General features: G+C 64.5%; 22 protein-coding genes. 13 read left to right on the forward strand and 9 right to left on the reverse strand.

Annotated features, from left to right (window positions below):
• Nucleotides 1-63 precede the first annotated feature (63 nt).
• Entirely contained in the window at nucleotides 64-2,208 is a 2,145-nt protein-coding gene (gene katE / locus DM373_RS18780) for a catalase HPII (protein WP_110995012.1), read from the forward strand.
• A gap of 71 nt (nucleotides 2,209-2,279) precedes the next feature.
• Here the strand turns inward: katE and DM373_RS18785 are convergent, their stop codons facing one another.
• The 4 genes from DM373_RS18785 to zur all read right to left on the reverse strand — a co-directional run bounded on the left by DM373_RS18785 (nucleotide 2,280) and on the right by zur (nucleotide 5,146).
• Nucleotides 2,280-2,987, reverse strand: coding sequence for a PA5502 family lipoprotein (locus DM373_RS18785; protein ID WP_110995013.1), 708 nt, complete (start codon nucleotides 2,985-2,987; stop codon nucleotides 2,280-2,282).
• Nucleotides 2,988-3,115: 128 nt separating this feature from the next.
• Nucleotides 3,116-3,898 carry a zinc ABC transporter permease subunit ZnuB gene (gene znuB / locus DM373_RS18790; protein WP_110995014.1) on the reverse strand — a complete coding sequence of 261 codons (783 nt, stop codon included), beginning with the start codon at nucleotides 3,896-3,898 and terminating at the stop codon, nucleotides 3,116-3,118.
• Entirely contained in the window at nucleotides 3,891-4,664 is a 774-nt protein-coding gene (gene znuC, locus DM373_RS18795) for a zinc ABC transporter ATP-binding protein ZnuC (RefSeq protein WP_110995056.1), read from the reverse strand. The genes znuB and znuC overlap by 8 nt, the downstream gene beginning before the upstream one ends.
• Nucleotides 4,661-5,146 (reverse strand): zinc uptake transcriptional repressor Zur, encoded by a 486-nt coding sequence (gene zur, locus DM373_RS18800; protein ID WP_110995015.1) that lies wholly within the window; start codon nucleotides 5,144-5,146, stop codon nucleotides 4,661-4,663. The genes znuC and zur overlap by 4 nt, the downstream gene beginning before the upstream one ends.
• An 18-nt stretch (nucleotides 5,147-5,164) precedes the next feature.
• On the opposite strand from zur, the gene DM373_RS18805 reads away from it, so the two are divergent.
• Entirely contained in the window at nucleotides 5,165-6,121 is a 957-nt protein-coding gene (locus DM373_RS18805) for a zinc ABC transporter substrate-binding protein (RefSeq protein WP_110995016.1), read from the forward strand.
• Between the two features lie 80 nt (nucleotides 6,122-6,201).
• On the opposite strand, the gene DM373_RS18810 is transcribed toward DM373_RS18805, so the two are convergent.
• A complete protein-coding gene (locus tag DM373_RS18810) occupies nucleotides 6,202-7,152 on the reverse strand; it encodes a homoserine kinase (RefSeq protein WP_110995017.1) in 951 nt (316 codons plus the stop codon).
• A gap of 72 nt (nucleotides 7,153-7,224) precedes the next feature.
• Nucleotides 7,225-7,512: a DUF2782 domain-containing protein gene (locus tag DM373_RS18815; RefSeq protein WP_110995018.1), complete on the reverse strand. Its 288-nt coding sequence runs from the start codon at nucleotides 7,510-7,512 to the stop codon at nucleotides 7,225-7,227.
• Nucleotides 7,513-7,587: 75 nt separating this feature from the next.
• On the opposite strand from DM373_RS18815, the gene polA reads away from it, so the two are divergent.
• Entirely contained in the window at nucleotides 7,588-10,353 is a 2,766-nt protein-coding gene (polA, locus tag DM373_RS18820; protein ID WP_110995019.1) for a DNA polymerase I, read from the forward strand.
• A gap of 341 nt (nucleotides 10,354-10,694) precedes the next feature.
• Here polA and yihA read toward each other — a convergent pair whose 3' ends face one another.
• Nucleotides 10,695-11,327, reverse strand: a complete 633-nt coding sequence (yihA, locus tag DM373_RS18825) for a ribosome biogenesis GTP-binding protein YihA/YsxC (RefSeq protein ID WP_110995020.1) — start codon at nucleotides 11,325-11,327, stop codon at nucleotides 10,695-10,697.
• A gap of 208 nt (nucleotides 11,328-11,535) precedes the next feature.
• Between yihA and DM373_RS18830 the strand changes: the two genes are divergently transcribed.
• The 7 genes from DM373_RS18830 to DM373_RS18860 all read left to right on the forward strand — a co-directional run bounded on the left by DM373_RS18830 (nucleotide 11,536) and on the right by DM373_RS18860 (nucleotide 18,875).
• Nucleotides 11,536-11,838 (forward strand): c-type cytochrome, encoded by a 303-nt coding sequence (locus DM373_RS18830; RefSeq protein ID WP_110995057.1) that lies wholly within the window; start codon nucleotides 11,536-11,538, stop codon nucleotides 11,836-11,838.
• Nucleotides 11,839-11,869: 31 nt separating this feature from the next.
• Nucleotides 11,870-12,487 (forward strand): c-type cytochrome, encoded by a 618-nt coding sequence (locus DM373_RS18835; RefSeq protein WP_110995021.1) that lies wholly within the window; start codon nucleotides 11,870-11,872, stop codon nucleotides 12,485-12,487.
• Nucleotides 12,488-12,699: 212 nt separating this feature from the next.
• A complete protein-coding gene (gene dsbA, locus DM373_RS18840) occupies nucleotides 12,700-13,335 on the forward strand; it encodes a thiol:disulfide interchange protein DsbA (protein ID WP_110995022.1) in 636 nt (211 codons plus the stop codon).
• A gap of 12 nt (nucleotides 13,336-13,347) precedes the next feature.
• Nucleotides 13,348-14,202: an endonuclease/exonuclease/phosphatase family protein gene (locus tag DM373_RS18845; RefSeq protein ID WP_110995023.1), complete on the forward strand. Its 855-nt coding sequence runs from the start codon at nucleotides 13,348-13,350 to the stop codon at nucleotides 14,200-14,202.
• A gap of 96 nt (nucleotides 14,203-14,298) precedes the next feature.
• Nucleotides 14,299-16,302 (forward strand): GGDEF domain-containing protein, encoded by a 2,004-nt coding sequence (locus tag DM373_RS18850; RefSeq protein ID WP_110995024.1) that lies wholly within the window; start codon nucleotides 14,299-14,301, stop codon nucleotides 16,300-16,302.
• Nucleotides 16,303-16,382: 80 nt separating this feature from the next.
• Entirely contained in the window at nucleotides 16,383-17,159 is a 777-nt protein-coding gene (locus tag DM373_RS18855; RefSeq protein WP_208642810.1) for an N-acetylmuramoyl-L-alanine amidase, read from the forward strand.
• A 96-nt stretch (nucleotides 17,160-17,255) separates the two neighbouring features.
• A complete protein-coding gene (locus DM373_RS18860; protein WP_110995026.1) occupies nucleotides 17,256-18,875 on the forward strand; it encodes an EAL domain-containing protein in 1,620 nt (539 codons plus the stop codon).
• 174 nt (nucleotides 18,876-19,049) lie between these two features.
• Here the strand turns inward: DM373_RS18860 and DM373_RS18865 are convergent, their stop codons facing one another.
• Complete coding sequence (locus tag DM373_RS18865; protein WP_425272600.1) at nucleotides 19,050-20,816, reverse strand: KinB sensor domain-containing domain; 1,767 nt, start codon at nucleotides 20,814-20,816, stop codon at nucleotides 19,050-19,052.
• 8 nt (nucleotides 20,817-20,824) lie between these two features.
• Complete coding sequence (algB, locus tag DM373_RS18870; RefSeq protein ID WP_110995028.1) at nucleotides 20,825-22,171, reverse strand: sigma-54-dependent response regulator transcription factor AlgB; 1,347 nt, start codon at nucleotides 22,169-22,171, stop codon at nucleotides 20,825-20,827.
• Between the two features lie 400 nt (nucleotides 22,172-22,571).
• On the opposite strand from algB, the gene DM373_RS18875 reads away from it, so the two are divergent.
• Genes DM373_RS18875 through DM373_RS18885 form a run of 3 tightly spaced genes read left to right on the forward strand, consistent with a single transcriptional unit; the run spans nucleotide 22,572 to nucleotide 23,528 of the window.
• A complete protein-coding gene (locus DM373_RS18875; protein WP_110995029.1) occupies nucleotides 22,572-22,856 on the forward strand; it encodes a hypothetical protein in 285 nt (94 codons plus the stop codon).
• Nucleotides 22,857-22,892: 36 nt separating this feature from the next.
• Nucleotides 22,893-23,054 carry a DUF1328 domain-containing protein gene (locus DM373_RS18880; protein ID WP_003252966.1) on the forward strand — a complete coding sequence of 54 codons (162 nt, stop codon included), beginning with the start codon at nucleotides 22,893-22,895 and terminating at the stop codon, nucleotides 23,052-23,054.
• Between the two features lie 3 nt (nucleotides 23,055-23,057).
• Nucleotides 23,058-23,528 (forward strand): inhibitor of vertebrate lysozyme family protein, encoded by a 471-nt coding sequence (locus DM373_RS18885; RefSeq protein ID WP_110995030.1) that lies wholly within the window; start codon nucleotides 23,058-23,060, stop codon nucleotides 23,526-23,528.
• The last annotated feature ends 151 nt before the right edge of the window (nucleotides 23,529-23,679 follow it).

Genomic DNA, 23,679 nt, shown 5'->3' on the forward strand with positions numbered 1-23,679 from the left:
CTCCCAGTCACTAGTTGAACAAGCCCGTACGGGCAGCCTGAAGACTGATGAGGAGAGCCGAACATGGCCAGCAAGAAAGCGCCGCAGCCGCGTGAAAGCCAGGTAGCGGGCACCGACACTCCCGACCGGGCCAATACCAATGCCAAGTTGCAGAGCCTGGAAGCGTTTCGCAGCGATGCCACGGGGCAGGCGCTGCGCACCAACCAGGGCGTCAAGGTCGCCGACAACCAGAACAGCCTCAAGGCAGGCGCGCGCGGGCCGTCGTTGCTCGAAGACTTCATCATGCGCGAGAAGATCACCCACTTCGACCATGAGCGCATCCCCGAACGTATCGTCCATGCTCGGGGCGCCGGCGCCCATGGCTACTTTCAATGCTATGGCTGCCATGCCGAGCTGACCAAGGCCGGCTTCCTGCAGGACCCGGAGAAGATCACCCCGGTATTCGTGCGTTTTTCCACCGTGCAGGGGCCGCGTGGTTCGGGCGATACCGTGCGTGATGTGCGCGGCTTTGCGGTGAAGTTCTACACCGACGAAGGCAACTTCGACCTGGTCGGCAACAACATGCCGGTGTTCTTCATCCAGGACGCGATCAAGTTCCCCGACTTCGTGCACGCGGTGAAGCCCGAGCCGCACAACGAGATGCCCACCGGCGGCTCGGCCCATGACACGTTCTGGGACTTCGTCTCGCTGGTGCCGGAGACGGCGCACATGGTCATCTGGGCCATGTCCGACCGCGCCATCCCGCGTAGCCTGCGAATGATGGAGGGCTTTGGCGTGCACACCTTCCGCCTGGTCAATGCCGACGGCGTGGCCAGCTTCGTCAAGTTCCACTGGAAACCTCGCCAGGGCGTGCATTCGCTGCTGTGGGACGAGGCACAGAAGCTGGCCGGCAAGGACGCCGATTACCACCGCCGCGACCTGTGGGAGGCCATCGAGACCGGCAATTGCCCTGAATGGGAGCTGGGCGTGCAGGTCGTTTCCGAGGCCGATGAACACAGGTTCGGGTTCGACCTGCTCGACCCGACCAAGCTGATCCCTGAGGAGCTGGTACCGGTGACCCCGCTGGGCAAGATGGTGCTCGATCGCAACCCCGACAACTTCTTTGCCGAGGTTGAGCAGGTTGCCTTTTGCCCCGGGCATATCGTGCCGGGCATCGATTTCAGCAACGACCCCTTGCTGCAGGGCCGGCTGTTCTCCTACACCGACACGCAGATCAGCCGCCTCGGTGGGCCGAACTTCCACGAAATCCCAATCAACCGGCCAATCGCGCCCAACCACAGCAGCCAGCGCGATGCCATGCACCGCATGACCCTCGACAAGGGCCGCGCCGCCTACGAGCCGAACAGTATCGATGGTGGCTGGCCGAAAGAGACCCCGGCCGCTGCACGGCAAGGTGGCTTCGAGAGTTATCAGGAACGCATCGATGCGAACAAGATCCGCGAGCGTAGTGCGTCGTTCGCTGACCACTTTTCCCAGGCACGGCTGTTCTTCCAGAGCATGAGCGCGAGCGAGCAGCAGCACATCATCAAGGCCTACAGCTTCGAGCTGGGCAAGGTGGAGCGTGAAGCGATCCGGGTGCGGGAGGTGAACGAAATACTCGCCAACATCGATCTGAAGCTGGCAGCGGCGGTGGCAAGCAACCTCGGGCTGCCGGCGCCCAAGGCGGGGACGGTCAAGGTAAAAGCCGGCAAGCCAGCGCAGTCAAAGGCTTTGAGCCAGATGAATCACCCGGGGAGCATCGGTATCAAGGGGCGCAAGGTCGCCGTGCTGGTGGCCAATGGGGTGGACGGCGCGAGCGTCGACAAGGTTGTCAAGGCCCTGGAGGCGCAGAGTGCCCGGCCCGTGTTGCTGGGGCCGACTTCGGCGCCGGTGAAAACCGCCGATGGCCAGCTGTTGCCGGTGGATGCCGCGATGGAGGGCATGCCGTCGGTCATGTTCGACGGGGTGTGGGTGCCGGCCGGCAAGGCTTCGCTTGAAGCGCTGCACAGCAGCGGTGTGGCCCGGCATTTTCTGCTGGAGGCTTACAAGCACCTCAAGCCCATGGGGTTGGCCGTGGACGGCAAGCTGCTGTTGAACACATTGGGGTTGAAGGAGGATGCGGGGTTGCTGCTGGGGGATCAGCAGAAGGTGTTCGAGCAGTTCTTCAAGGCTGTTGAAGGGCACCGGGTGTGGGTGCGGGAGGCGGCTGCCGAGTCTGTGCCGGCCTAGGCAGAGCATTGCGGGGCAAGCCCGCTCCCACGCGTTATCCAGCGTGGGAGCGGGCTTGCCCCGCGATTGATTCACTGCTGATGGGGGATCAATACCACCTGCGCCGGCAACGAACGCTGGATCTCGTGCTTCTGGTTCAGCACGAAATCACTGTCGAGCTTGTGCACGCGCTTGTGCAGCAGCGTCTTGAGCCAGGGCGCATCCTCGGTGCGGGGCACCTGGAACACCACGTCGCACTGGTAGTTCACCACGTCGGCGGCGATGTCATCGAGCTGGCGGCGCAGGGCGCGGCTGTCGGTGGTCTTCAGGGCGATCACGGTGCTCGGGGCAGTCGGGTCGAGCAGCCGGGCCTTGGGTTGTGCCGCAGCGGCCTTGAGGGCAGCCTCGGCTTTTTCCAGCTCGGCCTTGCGTGCCTGGGCCATGGTGTCGCCACCGGTCACGGCCGGGGCTTGCGGCATCAGTGCACGAGCGCGGGCCAGCGCGGTGGCGGCGGCATTCACATCGCCTTTCTGCAGGACGATCTGGCTGCGGCGCAGATAGGCTTCGGCCAGCTGACGCTGGTGGGGCTCCAGGCGCGCATCGTCGGGTGCCTGGGCCTGCAGGGCGGCCAGTTGATCTTCGGCGGTGGCCAGCTCATTGCTGGCAATGTTCTGCTCCAGCTGCTGCCAGGCATCCGGTTGGGCAGGCGCGGCCGGCTGCTCGGCGGGCGTGCTGGCGCAGGCCGTCAGGAACAGGGAAAACGCGGCAACAAGCAGATAACGTGAGGCGAACGGCTTCATTCCTGCGACTCTCTATTTGCGCAAAAAGCGAGCAAGTCTACACCCAGGTGCGCACGCTCGAAAATAGGTCTGGTTGACCTTGAACCTGCGAAAAGGTTGCAGGCTGCGTTGGTTCGCAGCCTGATTTTTCAGCGCTTTGGCAACGCCAGGCTCAGCAAGAATAGCACTGCCGCGCAGACCACGATCGACGGCCCGGCGGGGGTGTCCTTGAACCAGGACATGGCCAGCCCTGCGCACACGGCCGTGACCCCCAGCAGGCTGGCGCCCAGGGCCATCTGCTCCGGTGAGCGGGCGTGACGCTGTGCCGCGGCCGCCGGGATGATCAGCAACGAGGTGATCAGCAGCACGCCGACAATCTTCATCGCTACCGCGATCACTACGGCGATCAGCAGCATCAACGCCAGGCGCAGGCCCGCCACGGGCAGCCCCTCGACCATCGCCAGCTCCTCATGCACGGTGACGGCCAGCAAGGGGCGCCAGAACATCGCCAGCAGCACCAGCACCAGCGCGCTGCCGCCGAGGATCCAGCCCAGGTCGGTGGTGCTGATCGCCAGCAGGTCACCGAACAGGTAGGCCATCAGGTCGATGCGCACGTCGTGCATGAAGCTCAGCGCCACCAGCCCCAGCGACAGGGTGCTGGGGGCGAGGATGCCGAGCAGGGTGTCGGACGCCAGCGGCTGGCGCTGCTGCAGCGTCACCAGCAGGATCGCCAGCAACAGGCAGCCGACCGTCACCGCCAGCGCCGGGCTGACATCCAGGGCCAGGCCCAGCGCCACGCCGAGCAGCGCGGCATGGGACAAGGTGTCGCCGAAATAGGCCATGCGCCGCCACACCACGAACGAACCGAGGGGGCCGGCCACCAGCGCCAGCGACAGGCCGGCAAGCAAGGCATACAGAAGAAAATCAGCCATGCTTGCAGTGCTCTCCGTGAACATGGGCGCCAGGGGCGATCACTGCGCCGTGCAGGTCGTGGCTGTGATCGTGATGGTGGTGGTAGACGGCCAGGCTCTTGGCGTTCTGGCCGAACAGCTCGACGAAGGCCGGGTCGCCGCTGACCTGCTCCGGGTGGCCCGAGCAGCAGACGTGGCGGTTGAGGCAGACCACCTGGTCGGTGGTGCTCATCACCAGGTGCAGATCGTGGCTGACCATCAGCACGCCGCAGCCATGGCGATCGCGCAGACGGGTGATGAGGTTGTAGAGCTCGGTCTGGCCGACCACGTCGACCCCCTGCACCGGCTCGTCCAGCACCAGCAGCTCGGGCTCGCGCAGCAGTGCGCGGGCCAGCAGCACACGCTGCATTTCACCGCCGGAGATGGTCTGGATCGGGCTGTCGATCACCTGCTCGGCACCGACTTCCTGCAGCGCCGACAAGGCTGCCGCGCGGTCTACCCCGGGCACCAGGCGCAGAAAGCGCAGCACCGACAGAGGCAGCGTCGGGTCTACCTGGATTTTCTGCGGCATGTAGCCGATGCGCAGCTTGGGCTTGCGCCAGACCTTGCCGCGGTGCGGCTTGAGCAGCCCCAGCACGGCGCGCACCAAGGTAGTCTTGCCGGCACCGTTGGGGCCGATCAGGGTGACGATCTGTTTCGGTGCCACCGCCAGGTCGATGCTGTCGAGCACCGCTTCACCACCGAAGCTGACGCCGACCTGCTCAAGGCGGATCAGGGCGTCGCTCATGCCGCGCCCCGGCAGTTGGCGCACAGGCCGACGATTTCCACGGTCTGGGTTTCGACGCTGAAGCCCACGCCCTTGGCGCTGGCGATGATCGCGTCGCTAATGCTGTCCTGCTCCAGCTCGATGGCCACGTGGCACTCGCGGCAGATCAGGAACTGGCCTTGGTGCGCGTGCTCGGGGTGGCTGCAGCCGATGAAGGCGTTGAGCGAGGCGATGCGGTGCACCAGGCCGTTGTCGAGCAGGAAGTCGAGGGCGCGGTACACGGTCGGCGGCGCCGCACGGCGGCCATCCTGCTCGCTCAGCACGGCGAGGATGTCGTAGGCACCCAGCGGCTTGTGGCTCTGCCACACCAGCTCCAGCACGCGGCGGCGCAAGGCGGTCAGGCGCAGGCCCTGTCGGGTGCACAACGTGTCGGCCTCGGCCAGTGCGCTGTGCACGCAGTGGGAGTGATCATGGGGGCGGTGGGCCAGCGGCGTGATGGACATGGGCAGCGACGGTTCAGGATGGAGACGTTATTATGTTACCTGTTTCTGACGAGCCGAGTACCCACCGTGTCCCGATTCCTTGCCCTGTTTGTCGCTTTCATCGCCTGTTCGGCCCAGGCCGACGTGCGCGTGCTGACCAGCATCAAGCCCCTGCAGCAGATTGCCGCTGCGGTGCAGGACGGTGTTGGCAGCCCGGATGTGCTGCTGCCGCCGGGTGCCTCCCCGCATCACTACGCACTGCGCCCGTCTGACGTGCGCAAGGTTGGCGATGCCGACCTTCTGTACTGGATCGGCCCGGACATGGAGAACTTCCTGCCCCGCGTGCTGGGTAGCCGCAGCAAGCCCACCGTGGCCGTGCAGTCGCTGGCTGGCATGCAACTGCGTCATTTCGGTGAGGACAGCCACTCTCACGACGAAGACGACCACGACGATCACGACCATGACCACCGCCCGGGCAGCCTCGATGCCCATCTGTGGCTGTCGTCGGCCAACGCGCGGGTGATCGCGACGAAGATGGCCGCTGACCTGGCGGCGGCCGACCCGGCCAATGCGGCCCGTTACCAGGGCAACCTGAAAGCCTTCGTCGAGCGCCTGGATGCCCTGGACCTGCGCATCAAGCAGCGCGTGGCCGGGATCGCCGGCAAGCCGTATTTCGTATTCCACGAAGCGTTCGACTACTTCGAGGCCAACTATGGCCTCAAGCACACCGGCGTGTTCAGTGTCGCTGCCGAAGTGCAGCCGGGTGCGCAGCACGTCGCCGCGATGCGCAAGCGCCTGCAGGAAGTGGGCAAGACGTGTGTGTTCAGCGAGCCGCCGCTGCGCCCGCGCCTGGCCGAGACGCTGACGGCGGGGCTGCCGGTACGCCTGGCCGAGCTGGATGCCCTGGGCGGCACCGATCCGGTGGACGCCAAGGGCTACGAGCGCTTGCTGGAGAAACTGGGTGGCGATCTGGCGGGCTGCCTGGAACAGCTGTGACCCTCGTGGGAGCGGGCTTGCCCCGCGATAGCGATGGTGAAGTTGCTACCGCCATCGCGGGGCAAGCCCGCTCCCACGGTTTACAGAGCGAACGGCAGCTTCAGCGCCACCTGCTGGCGCTGCGCCAAGCGTACTTCGAACTCGCGTGGGTCATGGATCATCACGTCCATCCCGGCAAACGCCTGCGCGGCAATCAGCCGCGATAGCCAGAAGCGCACGCACGCCAGGCGCAACATCTGCGGCCACAGTTCGGCTTCGGCCGCCGTGAATGGCCGCAGCGCCGCGTAGGCCCCCAGCAGCGCCTGGGCGCGGGGCAGGTCGAGGCCGCTGTGCTCGTCCAGGCACCAGTCGTTCACGGTGATGGCGATGTCATACAGCATTGGCCCGGAGCAGGCGTTGTAGAAGTCGATCACACCGGTCAGGTGGGTGCCTTCGAACATCACGTTGTCGCGGAACAGGTCGGCGTGCAGGTTGGCCTTGGGCAAGGCGAGGATCTGCGCCTTGTGCGCGGTGATCTCGTCCAGCGCCGGTTGCAGCAGTTGCGCCTGCTCGGGGTTCAAGCCCGGCAGCAGCTCGGCACCGGACGCCAGCATCCAGTCCAGGCCACGGTCGGTGCGGCGCTCGATGGTGTGCTCGCGGGTTGCCAGGTGGATATGTGCAAGCAATTCACCCACCTGGGCGCAGTGCTGGTTGTTCGGCGCTTTCACGTGCTTGCCCGACAGCCGCGGCTGCAGCAGTGCCGGTTTGCCGCACAGCTCGCGCAGGCCATTGCCGTCGCGATCGCGCAGGGCATAGGGCACGGGCATGTCGGCTGTGTGCAGCACATCGAGCAGCTCGATGAAGAACGGCATGTCTTCCACCGGCCCACGCTCGACCAGTGTCAGCACGTATTCCCCTTGTTCCAGGCTGACGAAGAAATTGCTGTTCTCGGTGCCGGCGGCAATGCCCTGATAGTCGAGCAGACGGCCCAGCTCGTAGGGCGCCAGAAAGGTTTCCAGCTCAGGCCGGGACACAGGGGTGAAGACTGACATGTTGAAAAATTGCCCATGCGGGCACTTCCGCCGGGAAGTGCCTGGTTGATAAGAACGATACGCGTTACTGGCTTACCACTCGAAGATCTTCCAGGCCGGGATCAGCATGTCCGGCTGGTCGGAACGAATGAAGTTGGCATCGGTGCCATCCGCGCGTACCAGGAAATAAGGCTTGCCGTTTTTCGGCGTGATCTTGATCGCATACAGGAAGCCGTTTTGCCGGTATTCCTGGATGGTTTTGTCGCCTTCCGTGCGAATGGTCACATCGGGATCTGCCGATGGGGCGTCGTCCGCCGCCAGGGTGACGACTGGCATGGTTGCCAACAGGCCGAGCACTAACAGGCGATTCAATGTACGCATGATAACCTAGTCCCTTTGTCGTCAATGATTCTGGCTATTCTAGCGCCGGACCCGTCGAAAAGGTTGATTCTCCTCATGAGCCAAGCGCCCCTCGTCCTGGTGGACGGTTCCTCCTACCTCTACCGTGCCTTCCACGCGCTGCCGCCGTTGACCACCTCCAAAGGCCTGCCCACCGGTGCGGTCAAGGGCGTGCTGAACATGCTCAAGAGCCTGCGCAAGCAATACCCGGACAGCCTGTTCGCGGTGGTGTTCGATGCCAAGGGCGGGACCTTCCGCGACGCCATGTTCGCCGAGTACAAGGCCAACCGCCCAAGCATGCCCGACGACCTGCGGGTGCAGGTCGAGCCGCTGCACGCCAGCGTGCGTGCCCTGGGCTACCCGCTGCTGTGTGTAGAGGGAGTGGAGGCCGATGACGTGATCGGCACCCTGGCCCGCAGCAGCGCGGCCGCCGGCCGGCCGGTGATCATCTCGACCGGCGACAAGGACATGGCCCAGCTGGTGGACGGCCACGTTACGCTGGTCAACACCATGACCGGTAGCGTGCTGGACGTGGCTGGCGTGCACGAGAAGTTTGGCGTCGGTCCCGAACACATCATCGACTTCCTCGCCCTGATGGGCGACAAGGTCGACAACATCCCCGGCGTGCCGGGTGTTGGCGAGAAGACCGCCGTGGGCCTGCTGACCGGTATCGGTGGCGGGCTGAGCGATGTGTACCAGAACCTGGACAAGGTCGCGGGCCTGGCCATTCGCGGGGCCAAGACCCTGGCCGCCAAGCTTGAGGAGCACTGCGACGCGGCCTTCCTTTCCTACGAGCTGGCCACCATCAAGTGCGATGTGGAGCTGGATGTCGAGGTTGACGCCCTGGTTTGCGGCGAGCCGGACCGTGACGCCTTGCTGGCGCTGTACACCGAGATGGAGTTCAAGAGCTGGGTCGCCGAAGTGCAGCGTGATGCTGCCCAGGCTGCGCCCAAGGGCGCCGCCACTGGCACTGCACCTGTTGTCGAGGCACCCGCGGCCAAGGTCGAGCCGCAGTATGAAACCATCCTGGACCAGGCGCGTTTCGACGCCTGGCTGGAGAAGCTGCGCCAGGCGCCGCTGTTCGCCTTCGACACCGAAACCACCGGCCTTGATGCGCAGAAGGCGCAACTGGTCGGCCTGTCGTTCGCCATTGAACCCAATGTGGCCGCCTACGTGCCCCTGGCCCACGATTATGAAGGCGCGCCTGCCCAGCTGGACCGCGAGGCAGTGCTGCAGGCGCTCAAGCCGCTGCTGGAAGACCCGGCCAAAGGCAAGATCGGCCAGAACGCCAAGTACGACATCAACATCCTGGCCAACGGCAGCCCGGCCATCCAGATGCGCGGCGTGGCCTACGACACCATGCTCGAGTCCTACGTGCTCAATTCCACCGCCAGCCGTCACGACATGGACAGCCTGGCGCAGAGGTACCTCGAGCACACCACCATCAGTTTCGAAGACATCGCCGGCAAGGGCGCCAAGCAGCTGACCTTCAACCAGATCCCGCTGGAGAAAGCCGGCCCCTACGCCGCCGAGGACGCCGACATTACCCTGCGCCTGCACCATGCGTTGCAGGCGCGGTTGGCCGAAACGCCGAGCGTGCTGCCAGTGCTGATGGACATCGAGATGCCGCTGGTGCCGGTGCTGGCGAAGATCGAGCGCCAGGGCGCATTGGTCGATGCCGCGCTGCTGGGGGTGCAGAGCGGTGAGCTGGGGGCGAAGATGGTCGAGCTGGAGCGCGAGGCGTTCGAGCTGGCCGGCGAGGAATTCAACCTTGGCTCACCCAAGCAACTGGGGGTGATCCTCTACGACAAGCTGGGCATGCCGGTGCTGAGCAAGACCGCCAAGGGCCAGCCCTCCACCGCCGAAGCCGTGCTGGACGACCTGGCCGAGCAAGGCTACCCGCTGCCCAAGGTGCTGATGCAGTACCGCAGCCTGAGCAAGCTCAAGAGCACCTACACCGACAAGCTGCCGGGGCAGATCAACCCGCGTACCGGGCGTGTGCATACCTCTTACCAGCAGGCGGTCGCCGCTACCGGGAGGCTGTCGTCCAGCGACCCGAACCTGCAGAACATTCCCGTGCGCACCGCCGAAGGCCGACGCATCCGCCAGGCCTTTGTCGCAAGCCCCGGCTACAAGTTGCTGGCGGCGGACTATTCGCAGATCGAGCTGCGCATCATGGCCCACCTGGCCAAGGACGAAGGGCTGCTGCACGCGTTCCGCAACGACCTGGACGTGCACCGCGCCACCGCCGCCGAAGTCTTCGGCGTGGCGTTGGATCAAGTCACCACTGACCAGCGCCGCAGCGCCAAGGCGATCAACTTCGGCCTGATCTACGGCATGAGCGCATTCGGCCTGGCCAAGCAGATCGGCGTCGACCGCAAACAGTCCCAGGACTACATCGACCGCTACTTCGCCCGTTACCCGGGCGTGCTGGCCTATATGGAGCGCACCCGCGCCCAGGCGGCCGAGCAGGGCTTCGTCGAGACCTTGTTCGGGCGCCGCCTGTACTTGCCGGACATCAACGCCAAGAACCCGGCCCTGCGCAAAGGCGCCGAACGCACCGCGATCAACGCGCCGATGCAAGGCACTGCGGCGGACATCATCAAGCGCGCCATGGTGGCGGTGGACAACTGGCTGACCGACAGCGGGCTGGATGCGCGGGTGATCCTGCAGGTGCACGACGAACTGGTGCTGGAAGTGCGCGAGGGCATGGTGGAGCAGGTCAAAGATGAAATTCGCGGCTACATGAGTGGCGCCGCCGAGCTTGACGTGCCGCTGCTGGTGGAAGTGGGCGTCGGCTCGAATTGGGACGAAGCTCACTAAACGCGGGGTGAAAGCTGTGTAGGATCTGCGGCGTGGTGTCGCGGGTCCTGGCCTTAGATCGGCTGGTTCATGAAACTATTTCAAATAGTTTTGAGGGCCTCGGAACTAATCCGGTGAACCGCCACTCAGAGTAACTGAATGGCTGGTGAAGCCTTTCGATGCTCCTATGTTGTGTTAAGTGTTGGCAGATATCTGGACCCCGCCCTAGCGGTCCGGACTTAGACCCCGAACTTCCCCCTCCCCATACGAAGTCCGGGGTTTTTTTTGCCCGCAATTCAGCGTTTGCGGGGGCATCGTGGGACCGGCGCACCGCCGCTCCCACGCACCCAGCTCGAAAGCATTTACGCCACCGGCTTGTCTTCCAGCTCCATCCAGTCCGCCAGCACGCGGTAGGCCTCTTCCAGCCCCAGGCGCTTGGGCGCCGAGAACAGCTGGATGGTGGCACTGTCGCCCCAGCCCTTGCGAATTTCCGACTGCACCTTGAGCAGGGTGTTCTTGCCGGCACCGTGGGTCAGCTTGTCGGCCTTGGTCAACAGGATGTGCATGGGCATGCCGCTGGCCTTGGCCCAGTCGAGCATCATCTTGTCGAAGTCGGTCATCGGGTGGCGCACGTCCATCATCAGGATCACCCCGCGCAGGCACTCGCGGCTGCCCAGGTAGGCTTCCAGGTGCTTTTGCCAGTGCTGCTTGAGCGGGATCGGCACTTTTGCATAACCGTAGCCCGGCAGGTCGACCAAACGCCGTTCATCGTCCAGACTGAAGAAATTCAACAGCTGGGTGCGGCCTGGGGTCTTGGAAGTCCGCGCCAGGCTGGCATGGGTCAGGGTGTTGAGGGCGCTGGATTTGCCGGCGTTGGAACGGCCGGCGAAGGCCACCTCGTAACCCTGGTCTTCAGGGCATTGTTCGACCTTGGCGGCGCTGAGGGCGAAGGTGGCTTTCTGGCAGAGGCCGAGGATGGGGTTCTTGACTTGCATGGGATATCCGATGTGGGTGTTGCCCGGCACTGGAACGGTTGGCCCAGGCGCGGCAAGCGGTGTCGTTTCCGTTTGGATGACGGAAGTATATAATGCCCCAGTTTTTGTGTGCTCATTCTCCCAGCGAAGGAGAACGGGCATGGGGTGCCGAACAATAGCTCGCGCAATAGAACGCAGCGCGGCCCCCAACCCTGTCAGGTCGTTCCGCATGGCGAAATGGCTGCTTGCTGTCGGTATGTTCCTGCCGTATTTCAGCGCACAGGCTACACAGGATCCCGAGGCGTTGTACAACCGCACGTGTGCGGCCTGTCACGCCGGACAGTTGCCACAGGCCCCCAAACGGGGTGACCGGGCGGCCTGGGAGCCAAGGCTGGCGCAAGGCATGGCGCAACTGGTGGCGCATGTTACACAGGGTTTCAAGGCTATGCCGCCGCGTGGATTGTGCATGGACTGCAGTGCCGAGGACTACCGATTGGTCATCCTTTGGATGAGCGGCAGTCCCGATACATAACATTTCACCCTTAGCCGTGTTGGATTAGCTGATGAACAAACTAGTCGTGAGTCTGCTGTTGACCATGGGTGTCGCGGGTGCGGCCACTGCTGCCGAACCCATCAAAGGCGATGCTGCCGCTGGCCAGGCCAAGACGGCCGTCTGTGGCGCCTGCCACAACCCCGACGGCAACAGCCTGGCGCCGAACTTCCCGAAACTCGCCGGCCAAGGCGAACGTTATCTCGAAAAACAGCTGCACGATATCAAGGCCGGCAAGCGTACCGTGCTGGAAATGACGGGCATGCTCGCCAACTTCAGCGACCAGGACCTGGCCGATATCGCCGCGTACTTCTCCAGCCAGAAAGGCAGTGTCGGCGCCGCCGACCCTAAACTGGTGGAACGAGGCCGCGCGTTATTCAACGGCGGCGACCTGGAAAAAGGCATGCCCGCCTGTACCGGCTGCCACTCGCCCAACGGCGCAGGGATCGCCCTGGCCGGTTTCCCGCACCTCGGTGGCCAGCATTCGCAGTACGTGACCAAGCAGCTCACGGATTTCCGTGAAGGCAACCGCACCAACGACGGCGACGCCATGACCATGCGCACCATCGCCGGCAAGCTGAGCAACAAGGATATCGAGGCGCTCTCCAGCTACATCCAGGGGTTGCACTGAGGTCAGTCGCCAGGCCCTGGCGTCTGCTTGCCGGCAACAGGGCTCGGCAAGCCGCGCGTTAACAATGGGTTAATGATGTGCGGCAAAGATGAAAGGGCAGCCCGTGCTGCCCTTTTTTTCGTTCAGGGTCGTACACTACAGAACTCACGCCCTTCCCGGCCTGTCCCAGACAGGTCGCGTCGAGGCGACCAAAGACTGCTCAGGAGTAAAGCATGCGTAAACTGATTCTCAGCGCTGCGCTGGTCGCCGCCAGCGTGTTCGGTATGACCGCCGTACAGGCCGCGGAGCCTGCCACCGCCGGCAAGGAATATATCGAGCTGAGCAACCCCGTCCCCGTGTCCGTGCCGGGCAAGATCGAAGTGGTCGAACTCTTCTGGTACGGCTGCCCGCACTGCTACCACTTTGAACCTGTGATCAACCCGTGGGCCGAGAAGCTGCCCAAGGACGTCAACTTCAAGCGCGTACCCGCCATGTTCGGCGGCCCGTGGGATGCCCACGGCCAGATGTTCCTGACCCTCGAAGCCATGGGCGTCGAGCACAAGGTGCATGCCGCGGTCTTCGATGCCATCCAGAACCAGCGCAAGCGCCTGACCGACCCGCAAGACATGGCCGACTTCCTGGCTACCCAGGGCGTGGACAAGGACAAGTTCCTCGCCACCTTCAACTCCTTCGCCATCAAGGGCCAGGTCAACCAGGCCAAAGAGCTGGCCAAGAAGTACGAAATCACCGGCGTGCCAAGCATGGTGGTCAACGGCAAGTACCGCTTCGACCTGGGCACCGCAGGTGGTCCGGAAGGCGTACTGAACGTTGCCGACCAGTTGATCGACAAGGAGCGCGCCGCTAAGTAAGCGGCGAACCCCATGGCTCGCTTGCGCCCCACCCGTGGCGTCGGCCTGCACCAGCCGCAGGTCAACGAACATCACCTGCAGGCCTCTGGCCTGCCAGAGGATGGTCGCCTGCGGCTGCTCAGTTTCAACATCCAGGTCGGCATCAGCACCGAGCGCTACCGTCATTATCTGACCCGCAGCTGGCAGCACCTGCTGCCGCATACCGGGCGAGCGGGCAACCTGCAGAAGATCGGTGACCTGCTGGGCGATTTCGACCTGGTGGCCCTGCAAGAGGCCGATGGCGGCAGCCTGCGCTCAGGCTACGTCAACCAGGTGGAGCACCTTGCCCAACTGGGCGCCTTTCCCTACTGGTACCAGCAGCTCAACCGCAACCTCGGGCGTTTCGCCCAGCACAGCAACGGCGTACTCAGCCGCCTGAAGCCCCAGCACCTGGAAGACCACCCGCTGCCCGGCCCGGCCGGTCGCGGCGCGATCCTGGTGCGTTTTGGCGAAGGCGACGACGCGCTGATCGTGGTGATGATGCATCTGGCGCTGGGTGCCAAGACCCGCGCCCGCCAACTGGCCTACATTCGTGAGCTGATCGGCGGCTACCGTCATCAGATCCTCATGGGTGACATGAACACCCATGCCACCGACCTGCTCGAGCACTCGCCGCTGCGCGACCTGGGCCTGATTGCGCCCCAGGTCGAGGCCACCTTCCCGAGCTGGCGACCACAGCGCTGCCTCGATCACATCCTGCTCAGCCCGAGCCTCACCCTGGAACGGGTCGAGGTGCTGGCACAACCGATTTCCGATCACCTGCCCGTCGCCGTCGAGATCCGATTGCCTGATGCCCTGACTGTGGATACGCTGCCGGTCCTGAGCTAGGCCTGCGTATGTGATCGGCGCGTTCAAGTGTTGGGGACTTGTGCCGAAATCCAGTCATCACAGGGCTAGATGCCATCACCCTTTGCGGATTCAGGCATGAGCGAAGAAGCCGAGCGCTGGAAAGAAAAATACCTTAAAAGCATCGAACAGCAGGAAAAACTCGAGCGGCGTTGGGACGCCCGGCTCGACCTGTTGCGTCGTGGCCTGGTGCGCAGCACCCTGGCCGCGGAAGGTAGCGACAAGATCGTCGACCAGTGCATGAAGGAAATGCGCGAAGTCATCCGCAGCGACAATATGGACGCCGGGCTCGCCGGGTTGATCCCACGCCTGGAAAAGGCCGTGCTCGATTCCGAGCAGCGTCGGGAAACCCGCATGAACCAGGTCAGCGACGCGCTGACAGCACTGGTCAGCCAACTGCAGGCCTTGCCGCTCCCGGGTGAAGTGTCGCGGCCCCTGAAGAAACTGGCGAAAAAGCTCGACGGTGGCGTCAGCCAGTCCCGTGAACTGCCGCCCCTGCTGGGTGAGCTCAGCGGCCTGCAAGGACGCGCCTTGAGTGCGGTGCAAAAAACCGACGACGAGGCCCGCCCGGGTTTTCTCCAGCGCCTGTTCGGTGGTCGCGATGAGGCGCAGGGGGATCTGCAACCCACGGCCACGCCTGGACCTGTTCAACCTGAGGCCTTGGCGAGCTTGCCTGTTGAACTGGATGCACAACCACAGGATGCCGACGAACTCCACCCGCTCTCGGTCAGTGCGCCGGTGCCAGCCCAGGACGTCACCGAACACGCGCCCGCCCCGCCGCAGCAGCCGGTGATCGAGGTATCGGGCCCTGTACTGGTTGACGCTGTCGAAGCAGTCTTCGCGGTGCCCCAGCCGCAAGCCGGGCCTGAACTTGAGCCGCAAGCCGAGACGCAAGTCATTGAGCAGCAGGCGCAGGAGCCTGCACCATTGCCCGCCGAGGATGTGCCCGAAGCCACCCGGCCAGCACCGCTACAGACCCTCGAAGAGCTGGCCGGCGAAGACGGCCCGTATGCCCTGCCCGACGCAGTCGAGCCACCCTACAGCCAGGTGGCCGCCCACATCGAGCAGACCTTGATCGGCCTGCTCGACGACCTCAGCCTGCCCGAGCGCCACAAGGCCCAGGCCCTGGAGATGCGCGAGCGCGTGGCGCGCGGCCTCAACTGGTATGAACTGATCCCGGTGCTGGATGACCTGGCGGTACTGATGCTGGCCATTACCGACAGCGGCCAGCACGAGTTCGAAGCCTACCTGCAGCAGCTCAACGAACGCCTGGAAAGCTTCCAGAGCCATCTGCACGAAGCCAGTACCGGCCATGCCGACAACAGCTCCGTCGCTCGCGAGCTGGACAGCCAGTTGCGCGAGCAGGTCGACGGCCTGCAGAGCAGCGTGCAGGGTGCTGCCGATGTCGACAGCCTCAAGCACATCCTCGAAGGCCGCCTGGAAGGGTTGCTGCTGACCATGGACGACCACCAGCACGAGCGTGACCGTCGCGAGCAGGAGCTGGCCGGCCGCCTGCATGGGTTGGCCGAGCGTGTGGCGAGCATGGAGCAGGAGGCCCAGGGGTACCGTGAGCACCTTGAGGAGCAGCGGCAGAAAGCAATGATCGACCCGCTGACCGGCCTGCCCAATCGCGCGGCCTGGTCCGAGCGGGTCGAACAGGAAGTGCTCGACTGGCATGAAAACGGCGGCCACCTGGCGATGGCCATCCTCGACCTCGATCACTTCAAGCGCATCAATGATGGCTATGGCCACCTGGCGGGCGACAAAGTGCTCAAGATCGTCGCCGACCAGCTGCGCAAACGCCTGCGTGGGCGGGACTTCATCGCCCGCTTTGGCGGTGAGGAATTCGTCCTGCTGTTGCCGCAAACCTCACCGCCCGCTGCGGTGCAGGTTGCCGAAGCACTGCGTGCGGCGATCGAAGCCTGCCCGTTCCACTTCAAGGGCGAGCGGGTGGTGATCACCACCTCCATCGGCCTCAGCGCCTTCCGCCCCGGCGAGCGTGGCGACCAGGTGCTCAAGCGCGCGGACGAAGCCTTGTATCGGGCCAAGGACAAAGGGCGCAATCGCGTCGAGCAGGCATGAATAGATACAGGCTAACGTCAGATCAGGAGCACGTTATACTGTAGCGCTGTTGTCGCCTACTCAATGACGTGCCCCCTGCAATGAAAAAGCTCCTCACCGCCCTGCTCCTGCTGGCCCTGGCCGGTTGTTCCAGCGGCCTGCGCATCGACCGCAGTCACCCTTCGGTCAACCAGGACAGCCGCATCCAGTTCGTCGTCGTGCATTACACCAACGCTTCGCTGGAGCGCTCGCTGGCGTTGTTGACCCACGGCGAGGTCAGCAGCCATTACCTGATCGGCGACGGCCCGGCCACGGTCTACCAGCTGGTCGATGAAAACCGTCGCGCCTGGCATGCCGGCGACAGCCAGTGGCAGGGCCGCACCTGGCTCAACTCCAGCTCAATCGGCATCGAGATCGTCAACCTGGGCTACACCGACACGCCGGCTGGCCGGGTTTGGCACCCTTATAGCGAAGCCCAGGTGCAGGCGCTGATCGCCCTGCTCAAGGACATCGTCAAACGTAACAACATCGACCCACGCCATATCATCGGTCACAGCGACATCGCCCCTCTGCGCAAGCTCGACCCCGGGCCGTTGTTCCCCTGGAAGCGCCTGGCCGATGCTGGGCTGGGCATCTGGCCGGACGCCGCATCGGTGGCACGCCAACAGGCCTACTTCGAGGCCAACCCGCCGACCGTCGCCTGGTACCAGCAGCAACTCGCGCGTTTCGGCTATGCCATCGACCAGACTGGCGAGCTCGATGTGGCCACGCGCCACGTGATCGCGGCGTTCCAGATGCGCTTCCGCCCGCAGCGTTTCGACGGCCTGCCGGATGCGCAGACTGCCGCCATGCTCCAGGTGCTCAACCGCAAACGTTGAACCTTGCGGGGCCTGCTTCGCGGCGCCGTCTTCCGAACGGCAAAGCTGGCTAGTCATTCAGTTGCTATACCTTTGGTATTCAACTGGATGCCGCGCATGCCTGCCCCTAACGCCTCAGTGCGTCAATTTTTTCACCACCCCTGGCTGCTCGCGGTGCTCGCGGCCTTGGGCAGCGCTGCGCTGCTGTTGGCCGCCAGTGTTGGTGTGACCCTGCAGCAAATGAAGGACAGTGAAAGCGCCCAGATGAATGCCCGGGGTGAGCGCTTTCTCGAACGGCTGGAGCAGGTGTTCGGCCAGTTGCGCGAAGGGGTCGACCAATTGCAGTCTCAATCCCTGCGCGGCTGCGGCCCGCCGATGCAGGCCCTGCTGCAGCAGGTGGCGCTGAAGTCGCGGTTCATCTACGAGGCGGCCTATGCCGATGGCCAGTCGGCCTGCTCCAACCGCGGCGGCGAGCGGGTCATCGAGCCCTTGCGTGCGCCGGACATAGAAGGGCCGACCTACAGCTATTGGCTCAACACCACCACCGAACCCAATGAAAACCTGGCTGCCCTGATGCTGGGCCGTGGCAATTTCCTGGTGTCGACCTCGCGCGGCCATCTGAGCGATGTGGTCGACCTGCCGCCGGGCGGCAGCCTGCTGGTGGTGCTTGACCGCGGCAACCGCGCGATCCCGGTGCTCGGCCCGCCGCAGGCATGGCCGCCCACGGCGGACTGGCCGCCGCCGTCGCACAAGTCGCTGCTGGAACTGCATGATCGGCTGGTCTACCGCATGGCCACCAAGTCGCCCGACTACCAGTTGGTGCTGATCGCCCCGCGGGCCAGCCTGCCGCTCAAACTCAACGGCCTGCTCTGGCTGCTGTTCCCGGGCAGCCTGGTGCTGGCCTGCTGCATCGGCTGGTTGGTGCTGCAACTGATCCAGCAGCGCCGCTCGATGAGTTCCGAGCTGCAGCAGGCCTTGCGCCGGGGCGAGCTGCAGGTGCTGTACCAGCCGATCATCGAGCTGGACAGCCGCCGCTGTGTAGGGGCCGAGGCGCTGATACGCTGGCGCCGCCCGGACGGCAGCCTGACCAGCCCGGAGCTGTTCATTCCGCTGGCGGAAAATACCGGGCAGATCCGCCAGATCACCGATTTTGTCCTGCAGCGGGTGCTTGAACAGCTCGGCCAACTGCTGCGCGCCAACCGCCACCTGTACATCTCGGTGAACCTGGCGGCCTGTGATGTCATGGAACCGCGTATCGGCCGGGTTGCCGCGAGGCTGCTGGCGCAGCATCGGGTGGCCGCCAGCCAGATCGCCTTCGAGGTGACCGAGCGCGGGTTGATCGACGTCGTGGTGGCCCGGGACAACCTCCAGGCTTTGCGCACCGAAGGGCATCAGGTGCTGATCGATGATTTCGGTACCGGCTATTGCAGCCTGGCCTATTTGCAGACCCTGCCGGTGGACTGCCTGAAAATCGACAAGGCGTTCATCGACGCCCTTGGTCATGACGCCGCCAGCAGTGGCGTGGCCCCGCACATCATCCGCATGGCCCACGACCTGCACCTGCGGGTGATCGCCGAGGGTATCGAGTGCGAGGACCAGGCGCAGTTCCTCAGCAGCGAAGGGGTGAACTACGGCCAGGGCTGGCTGTTCGCCCACCCGCTCAACGCCCGCCAGTTCGCCGAGTTGATCACCCGCGGGCGGCGGGTGGCGGGGCGGCGGATCGATGACGAGCCTTGAGGGGCGTGCTGCTTTCTGGTCGTAAGCCTGTAGGAGCGGCCTTGTGCCGCGAAAGGGCTGCGCAGCAGCCCCTGCAATCATGAGTCGGGCTGGAGATACTGGGGCCGCTTCGCGCCCCTTTCGCGGCACAAGGCCGCTCCTACAAGGACCGATAACCCCATTAGGCTGTGTGAATCAGACCGGCAACGCCATGTAGAACTGTGTCCCCTGCCCCGGCCGTGAGAACACCCCCATGCGCCCGCCATGCAACTGCACGATCTCCTTGCACAGCGCCAAGCCCAGGCCGGCCCCGCCTTTCTTGCGCCCGACCTGCACGAACGGCTCGAAGATCCGCCCCTGCTGGCCATAGGCGATGCCTTCGCCGTTGTCCTCGACGCTGACGATCACCCGCTCCGCGTGCCGCCGTGCATGCAGGCGGATATGCCCGCCGCTGGCGGTATGGCGGATGGCGTTGTGCAGCAGGTTGTCCAGCACCCGGTCGAGCTGGGCGATATCGGCCTGGATCCGCGGCAGCGGCGGTTCCAGTTCGCGAATCAGCTCGATCTGTTTTGCCGCCGCCTGCTCGGCAAAGCGGGCCTGGGCCCGCTCGAACAGGTCGTCGAGTGCGCAGGGCGCCAGTTCCAGTTTTTGCAGACCGCTCTGGTAGCGGGAAAAGTTGAGCAGGTCGTTGATCAGTTGGGTGAGGCGCTGCATCTCTTCGCCGATGGTTTCCAGCAGGTCATGCTCACGGGCCTCGGCCGGGAAACTGACCCGCTCGCGCAGCAGGCCGAAGGCCATGTGCATGCCGGTGACCGGGGTGCGCAGTTCGTGGGAGGCGCGCAACACGAACTCGCTGCGTACCCGCTCGAAGGCGCGCTGTTCGGTGACATCGTGCAGCACCATCACCGCGCCGAGGATCGGCCCTTGCGGGTGGCTGACCGGGGTCAGGCTGTAGGTCAGCAGGCGGCTTTCTTCGTCCACCTCCAGGCTCAGGTCGTCGGGCGGGCGATCCAGGCTGCCGCCGCGCAGCACCTGGCGCAGTTGCTGCTCAAGCTCCGGGCGTTGCAGCGCTTCGGCCAGGCTCGCGCCCAGGCGGTCGTGGTCCCAGCCCAACTGGCGCTGGGCCACCGGGTTGAAGTGCTCAAGGCGGCCCTGTCGGTCGATGATCAGCAGGCCGTCGTCGATGCTGTCGAGCACCGCTTGCAGGCGTTGCTGGCCTGCGAGCAGTTCGTCGACGTTGGTCGCCTGATGCTTGCGCAGGGCATCGGCCATCAGCCCGAAGCGTCGGGTCAGCTGGTTCAGCTCGGTAGCCTGGGTGACGGGCAGGGTCACGTCGAAATTGCCTTGCCCCAGCTGGTCGGCGGCCTTGGCCAGCGCCTCGATGGGCTGGCCGAAGCGTCGCGCAATGTTGTGTGCGGTGATGAAGCCCAGCACCAGCACGGCCAGGCCCATCAGGCCGAGCAGGCCGCTGATCAGCAAGGCACGGTCGCGGGACGTTTCCTCGCTGCGGGTGATGTGCTGCAACGCTTGTTCGTGTGAGTCGAGCAGGTCGTTGCGCAACTGGCTGAATGCCGCCCCCAGGGGTTGCTCGGTACCCAGGCTGCGCGCGGGAGCCGGACTTTCCCGGTAGGCCTGAAGGAAGGCTTGGTAATGGCTGGCGGCCTTGCTGAAGCCGGTCCGTTCGCCGCCCTGCTCCAGCCCTTGGGTGAGCAGGGCCTGGAACTCGTTCTGCAAGCTGACCAGGCTTTGCGCAGTGGTGTCTTCGTCGAGCATCAGGGTCAACTGCTCGCCCAGGTTCTGCCGCAGCTTGAGCCCCAACTCCAGGGTCTGGGAGGTGTCCTGCACCAGGCGCTGTTGCATGCTCGCCATCTGCAGCACGCTGACCAGCCCCAGCAGCAGCCCCAGCAGGGCCACCGTGACCAGCGCCGAAATGCTCAGGAACAGCCGCGTGCGCAGCTTCATCGGCGTTTTCACAGGTTGTACTGCTTGCGTTTGCGGTACAGCGTGGAGGCGTCGATGCCCAGGGTCTTGGCGGCCTGGTCGAGGGTGTCGCTGGCCGCCAGCACTGCCGCGATATGGGCGCGCTCCAGTTCGTCCAGGCTCAGTGCGGCGCCGACCCGTGGCGCGTTGCCGGTGGGCTGCTCGCCCATGCCCAGGTGGCTGATTTCCACGCGCTCCTGTGGGCAGATGATGCTGGCGCGCTCGACCACGTTGCGCAACTCGCGGATGTTGCCTGGCCAGCGGTAATTGAGCAGTGCCGTGCGGGCTTCGTCGCTGAAGCCACGGGCTGGGCGTGAATACTCTTTGACGAAGCGGGCGAGGAAGCGCTCGGCCAGGGTCAGGATGTCCTCGCTGCGTTCACGCAGCGGTGGCAGGTGCAAGGTGATCACGTTCAGGCGATAGAGCAGGTCTTCACGGAAGCGGTTCTCGCGGACCATCTCGTCCAGGTTGAGGTTGGTCGCCGCCAGGATGCGCACATCGGCACGGCGGGTGACCGGGTCGCCGACCCGTTCGTATTCCTTGTCCTGGATGAAGCGCAGCAGTTTTGGCTGCAATGTGAGGGGGAAATCGCCGATCTCGTCGAGGAACAGGGTGCCGCCGTCAGCCTGGCTGACCCGCCCCAGGGTGCTTTCGCTGGCGCCGGTGAAGGCGCCCCGGGTGTGGCCGAACAGCTCGCTCTCCATCAGCTCGGCATTCAGCGATGGGCAGTTGATGGTCACGCAGGCCTTGCGCGCGCGCTTGCTCCAGCCATGGATGGCGCGGGCCAGCTCGCCCTTGCCGGTGCCCGACTCGCCGAGGATGAGGATGTTGGCGTCGGTGGTCGCCACCTGCCGGGCGGTTTCCAGGACGGCCATCATGGCCGGGCTGTGGGAGTCGAGGCCGTCCTTGGGTTTGCGCAGCTCGCCTTCCAGGGCTTCCAGGCGCGCCGACAGCTGGCGCACTTCCAGTTGCTTGGCGGTAGCCAGGCGCAGCTGGTCAGGGCTGCAGGGTTTGACCAGGTAGTCGGCGGCACCGGCCTGGATCGCGTCCACGGCGGTATCGATCGCCGAATGGGCAGTGACGATCACCACGCGCATCCAGGGGGCCTGGACGCGCATCTGCGCCAGTACATCGAGGCCGTTGTCCTCGCCCAGGCGCAAGTCGAGGAAGCACAGGTCGAACACCTGGCGCTGCAGCAGGGCCTCGGCCTGGGCGGCACTGTTGGCGGTGGCCACGCTATAGCCCTCGTCCTCGAGGCAGTAGCGGAAGGTACGCAGGATGGCGGACTCATCGTCCACCAGCAGAATGCGGCCTTGGTTGTCCTGGGCTGATTCCATTTTCCTGCGCTCCTTTGGGATAGATCTCAATTAGTGTCGGAAAAATCGGGCAAGTTGCATGGTCGATTCTGATTGATCCGACGCCCTGCATGCTAGCCGGTTGCCTTCATGGTTGCTAAGTGACTGATAACTTTAGAGTTGGGTGTTAGGGCGTGGCCATCATGGCGGTTGTGCAGAGCGCTGGTGGATGCCGCCCCTTAAACAGCGGGCCAGGTGTGCGGGTGAATCGTGCAAATCGCCCGACGCGTTTGCCGGTCATCGTGCAGGATACGCCCCGCTCGATTTCGTCAGATTTTATAACTATCTGATTTTATTGAGTTTTCTAAGCTGAAAAAGACTGGCACGCGAGCTGCAATTACCTGTTCAGGTTTCAAGAACAAGTACAGCAGGAGGAGCCGGCATGAATCACCCACCCGTCAACCGCACGCAGTACGCCGTACTGCCCCTGCGCCAGTTGCTGTTCCTCGGCGCGGCCTTGCTGATCACCCTGGCAGCCGGCCAGTTCTACTACAGCTGGCAGACCGCCCGCCTGGCCGACCAGGTGGCGGCGCAAACCCTGGTGCTGACGCAGCTCAAGGCGAGCCGTGTGAGCACGCAGGTGACGGCGGTGGCGCCGTTGCCGGTGGGTGACACCACCCCTGCACGGGTCGAGAACGTCCAGCCCGAGCAACGCTGGGTGTTCTAGACCAACAACGATTCTGCACGCGAAAGGAGAAACATCATGCTGAGCTGGGCTATCACCTTCCTGATCATCGCCATTGTCGCCGCGGTCCTGGGCTTCGGTGGTATCGCTGGCGCGGCGACCGGTATCGCGAAGATCCTGTTCATTGTCTTCCTGGTGCTGTTCGTGGCTTCTTTCTTCTTTGGACGAGGCAGGGGTTGAACCATGAAGCGGATGCTTTGCCACGCCTTGGCTGGCGCCCTGCTTGTGGGCGCCACTGGCCTGGCGCTGGCGGCCAATGACGGCCAGGTCCGGGCCAACCAGTTGTTGGGCTCGGACCCCGAATACCAGGCAACCTGGCAGCACACGATCAAGGGCGAGGAGCGTTTGCCCGAGTGGGTGATCAACCTCACCGGCAGCGCCCCGCTGCAGATGTCGGCAGTCACCGAGGACGGCGAGCAGTATCTGGTCGGCCCGTTGTGCGAAACCGACAGTACCTGCACCTACAAGCGCCTGATCGTGGCGTTCAGCTGGGACAAGGACAACGCCTACGGGATGCTCGTGGAAGTGCCCGAAGGCCTGCCCTCGGACAAGTCGCCCACCCGCCATGCGGACTATCGCTGGCTGGGCAAACCTGACGACGGCATGAAAGCCTTGCTGCAGGAGCAGCTCAAGCGCGACCCGAACTGGTACTGAGCCATTGATGGCCTGCGGGTACGCACTGTCACGAAATAGAAGCTGAACCTTTCTATCTTTCTGGCTTCTATGATGCGCCGCCCCGAGGAGGGGCAGCGCATGACCAGGGGGCCGGGCTGTTCTGATTGTTGCAGGATCGGAGTGGCCTAGG

The sequence above is a fragment of the Pseudomonas sichuanensis genome (genome assembly GCF_003231305.1).
GTDB lineage: Bacteria > Pseudomonadota > Gammaproteobacteria > Pseudomonadales > Pseudomonadaceae > Aquipseudomonas > Aquipseudomonas sichuanensis.

Coding starts and splice junctions, on each gene's coding strand:
- DM373_RS18865 (WP_425272600.1), bottom strand. CDS start 20,816: ATGAAGCTGCGCACGCGGCTGTTCCTGAGCATTTCGGCGCTGGTCACG.
- yihA (WP_110995020.1), bottom strand. CDS start 11,327: ATGCAAGTCAAGAACCCCATCCTCGGCCTCTGCCAGAAAGCCACCTTC.
- DM373_RS18810 (WP_110995017.1), bottom strand. CDS start 7,152: ATGTCAGTCTTCACCCCTGTGTCCCGGCCTGAGCTGGAAACCTTTCTG.
- DM373_RS18875 (WP_110995029.1), top strand. CDS start 22,572: ATGAATCACCCACCCGTCAACCGCACGCAGTACGCCGTACTGCCCCTG.
- dsbA (WP_110995022.1), top strand. CDS start 12,700: ATGCGTAAACTGATTCTCAGCGCTGCGCTGGTCGCCGCCAGCGTGTTC.
- DM373_RS18885 (WP_110995030.1), top strand. CDS start 23,058: ATGAAGCGGATGCTTTGCCACGCCTTGGCTGGCGCCCTGCTTGTGGGC.
- DM373_RS18855 (WP_208642810.1), top strand. CDS start 16,383: ATGAAAAAGCTCCTCACCGCCCTGCTCCTGCTGGCCCTGGCCGGTTGT.
- zur (WP_110995015.1), bottom strand. CDS start 5,146: ATGTCCATCACGCCGCTGGCCCACCGCCCCCATGATCACTCCCACTGC.
- DM373_RS18830 (WP_110995057.1), top strand. CDS start 11,536: ATGGCGAAATGGCTGCTTGCTGTCGGTATGTTCCTGCCGTATTTCAGC.
- DM373_RS18805 (WP_110995016.1), top strand. CDS start 5,165: ATGGAGACGTTATTATGTTACCTGTTTCTGACGAGCCGAGTACCCACC.
- DM373_RS18880 (WP_003252966.1), top strand. CDS start 22,893: ATGCTGAGCTGGGCTATCACCTTCCTGATCATCGCCATTGTCGCCGCG.
- katE (WP_110995012.1), top strand. CDS start 64: ATGGCCAGCAAGAAAGCGCCGCAGCCGCGTGAAAGCCAGGTAGCGGGC.
- DM373_RS18815 (WP_110995018.1), bottom strand. CDS start 7,512: ATGCGTACATTGAATCGCCTGTTAGTGCTCGGCCTGTTGGCAACCATG.
- polA (WP_110995019.1), top strand. CDS start 7,588: ATGAGCCAAGCGCCCCTCGTCCTGGTGGACGGTTCCTCCTACCTCTAC.
- DM373_RS18860 (WP_110995026.1), top strand. CDS start 17,256: ATGCCTGCCCCTAACGCCTCAGTGCGTCAATTTTTTCACCACCCCTGG.
- algB (WP_110995028.1), bottom strand. CDS start 22,171: ATGGAATCAGCCCAGGACAACCAAGGCCGCATTCTGCTGGTGGACGAT.
- DM373_RS18845 (WP_110995023.1), top strand. CDS start 13,348: ATGGCTCGCTTGCGCCCCACCCGTGGCGTCGGCCTGCACCAGCCGCAG.
- znuB (WP_110995014.1), bottom strand. CDS start 3,898: ATGGCTGATTTTCTTCTGTATGCCTTGCTTGCCGGCCTGTCGCTGGCG.
- DM373_RS18835 (WP_110995021.1), top strand. CDS start 11,870: ATGAACAAACTAGTCGTGAGTCTGCTGTTGACCATGGGTGTCGCGGGT.
- znuC (WP_110995056.1), bottom strand. CDS start 4,664: ATGAGCGACGCCCTGATCCGCCTTGAGCAGGTCGGCGTCAGCTTCGGT.
- DM373_RS18850 (WP_110995024.1), top strand. CDS start 14,299: ATGAGCGAAGAAGCCGAGCGCTGGAAAGAAAAATACCTTAAAAGCATC.
- DM373_RS18785 (WP_110995013.1), bottom strand. CDS start 2,987: ATGAAGCCGTTCGCCTCACGTTATCTGCTTGTTGCCGCGTTTTCCCTG.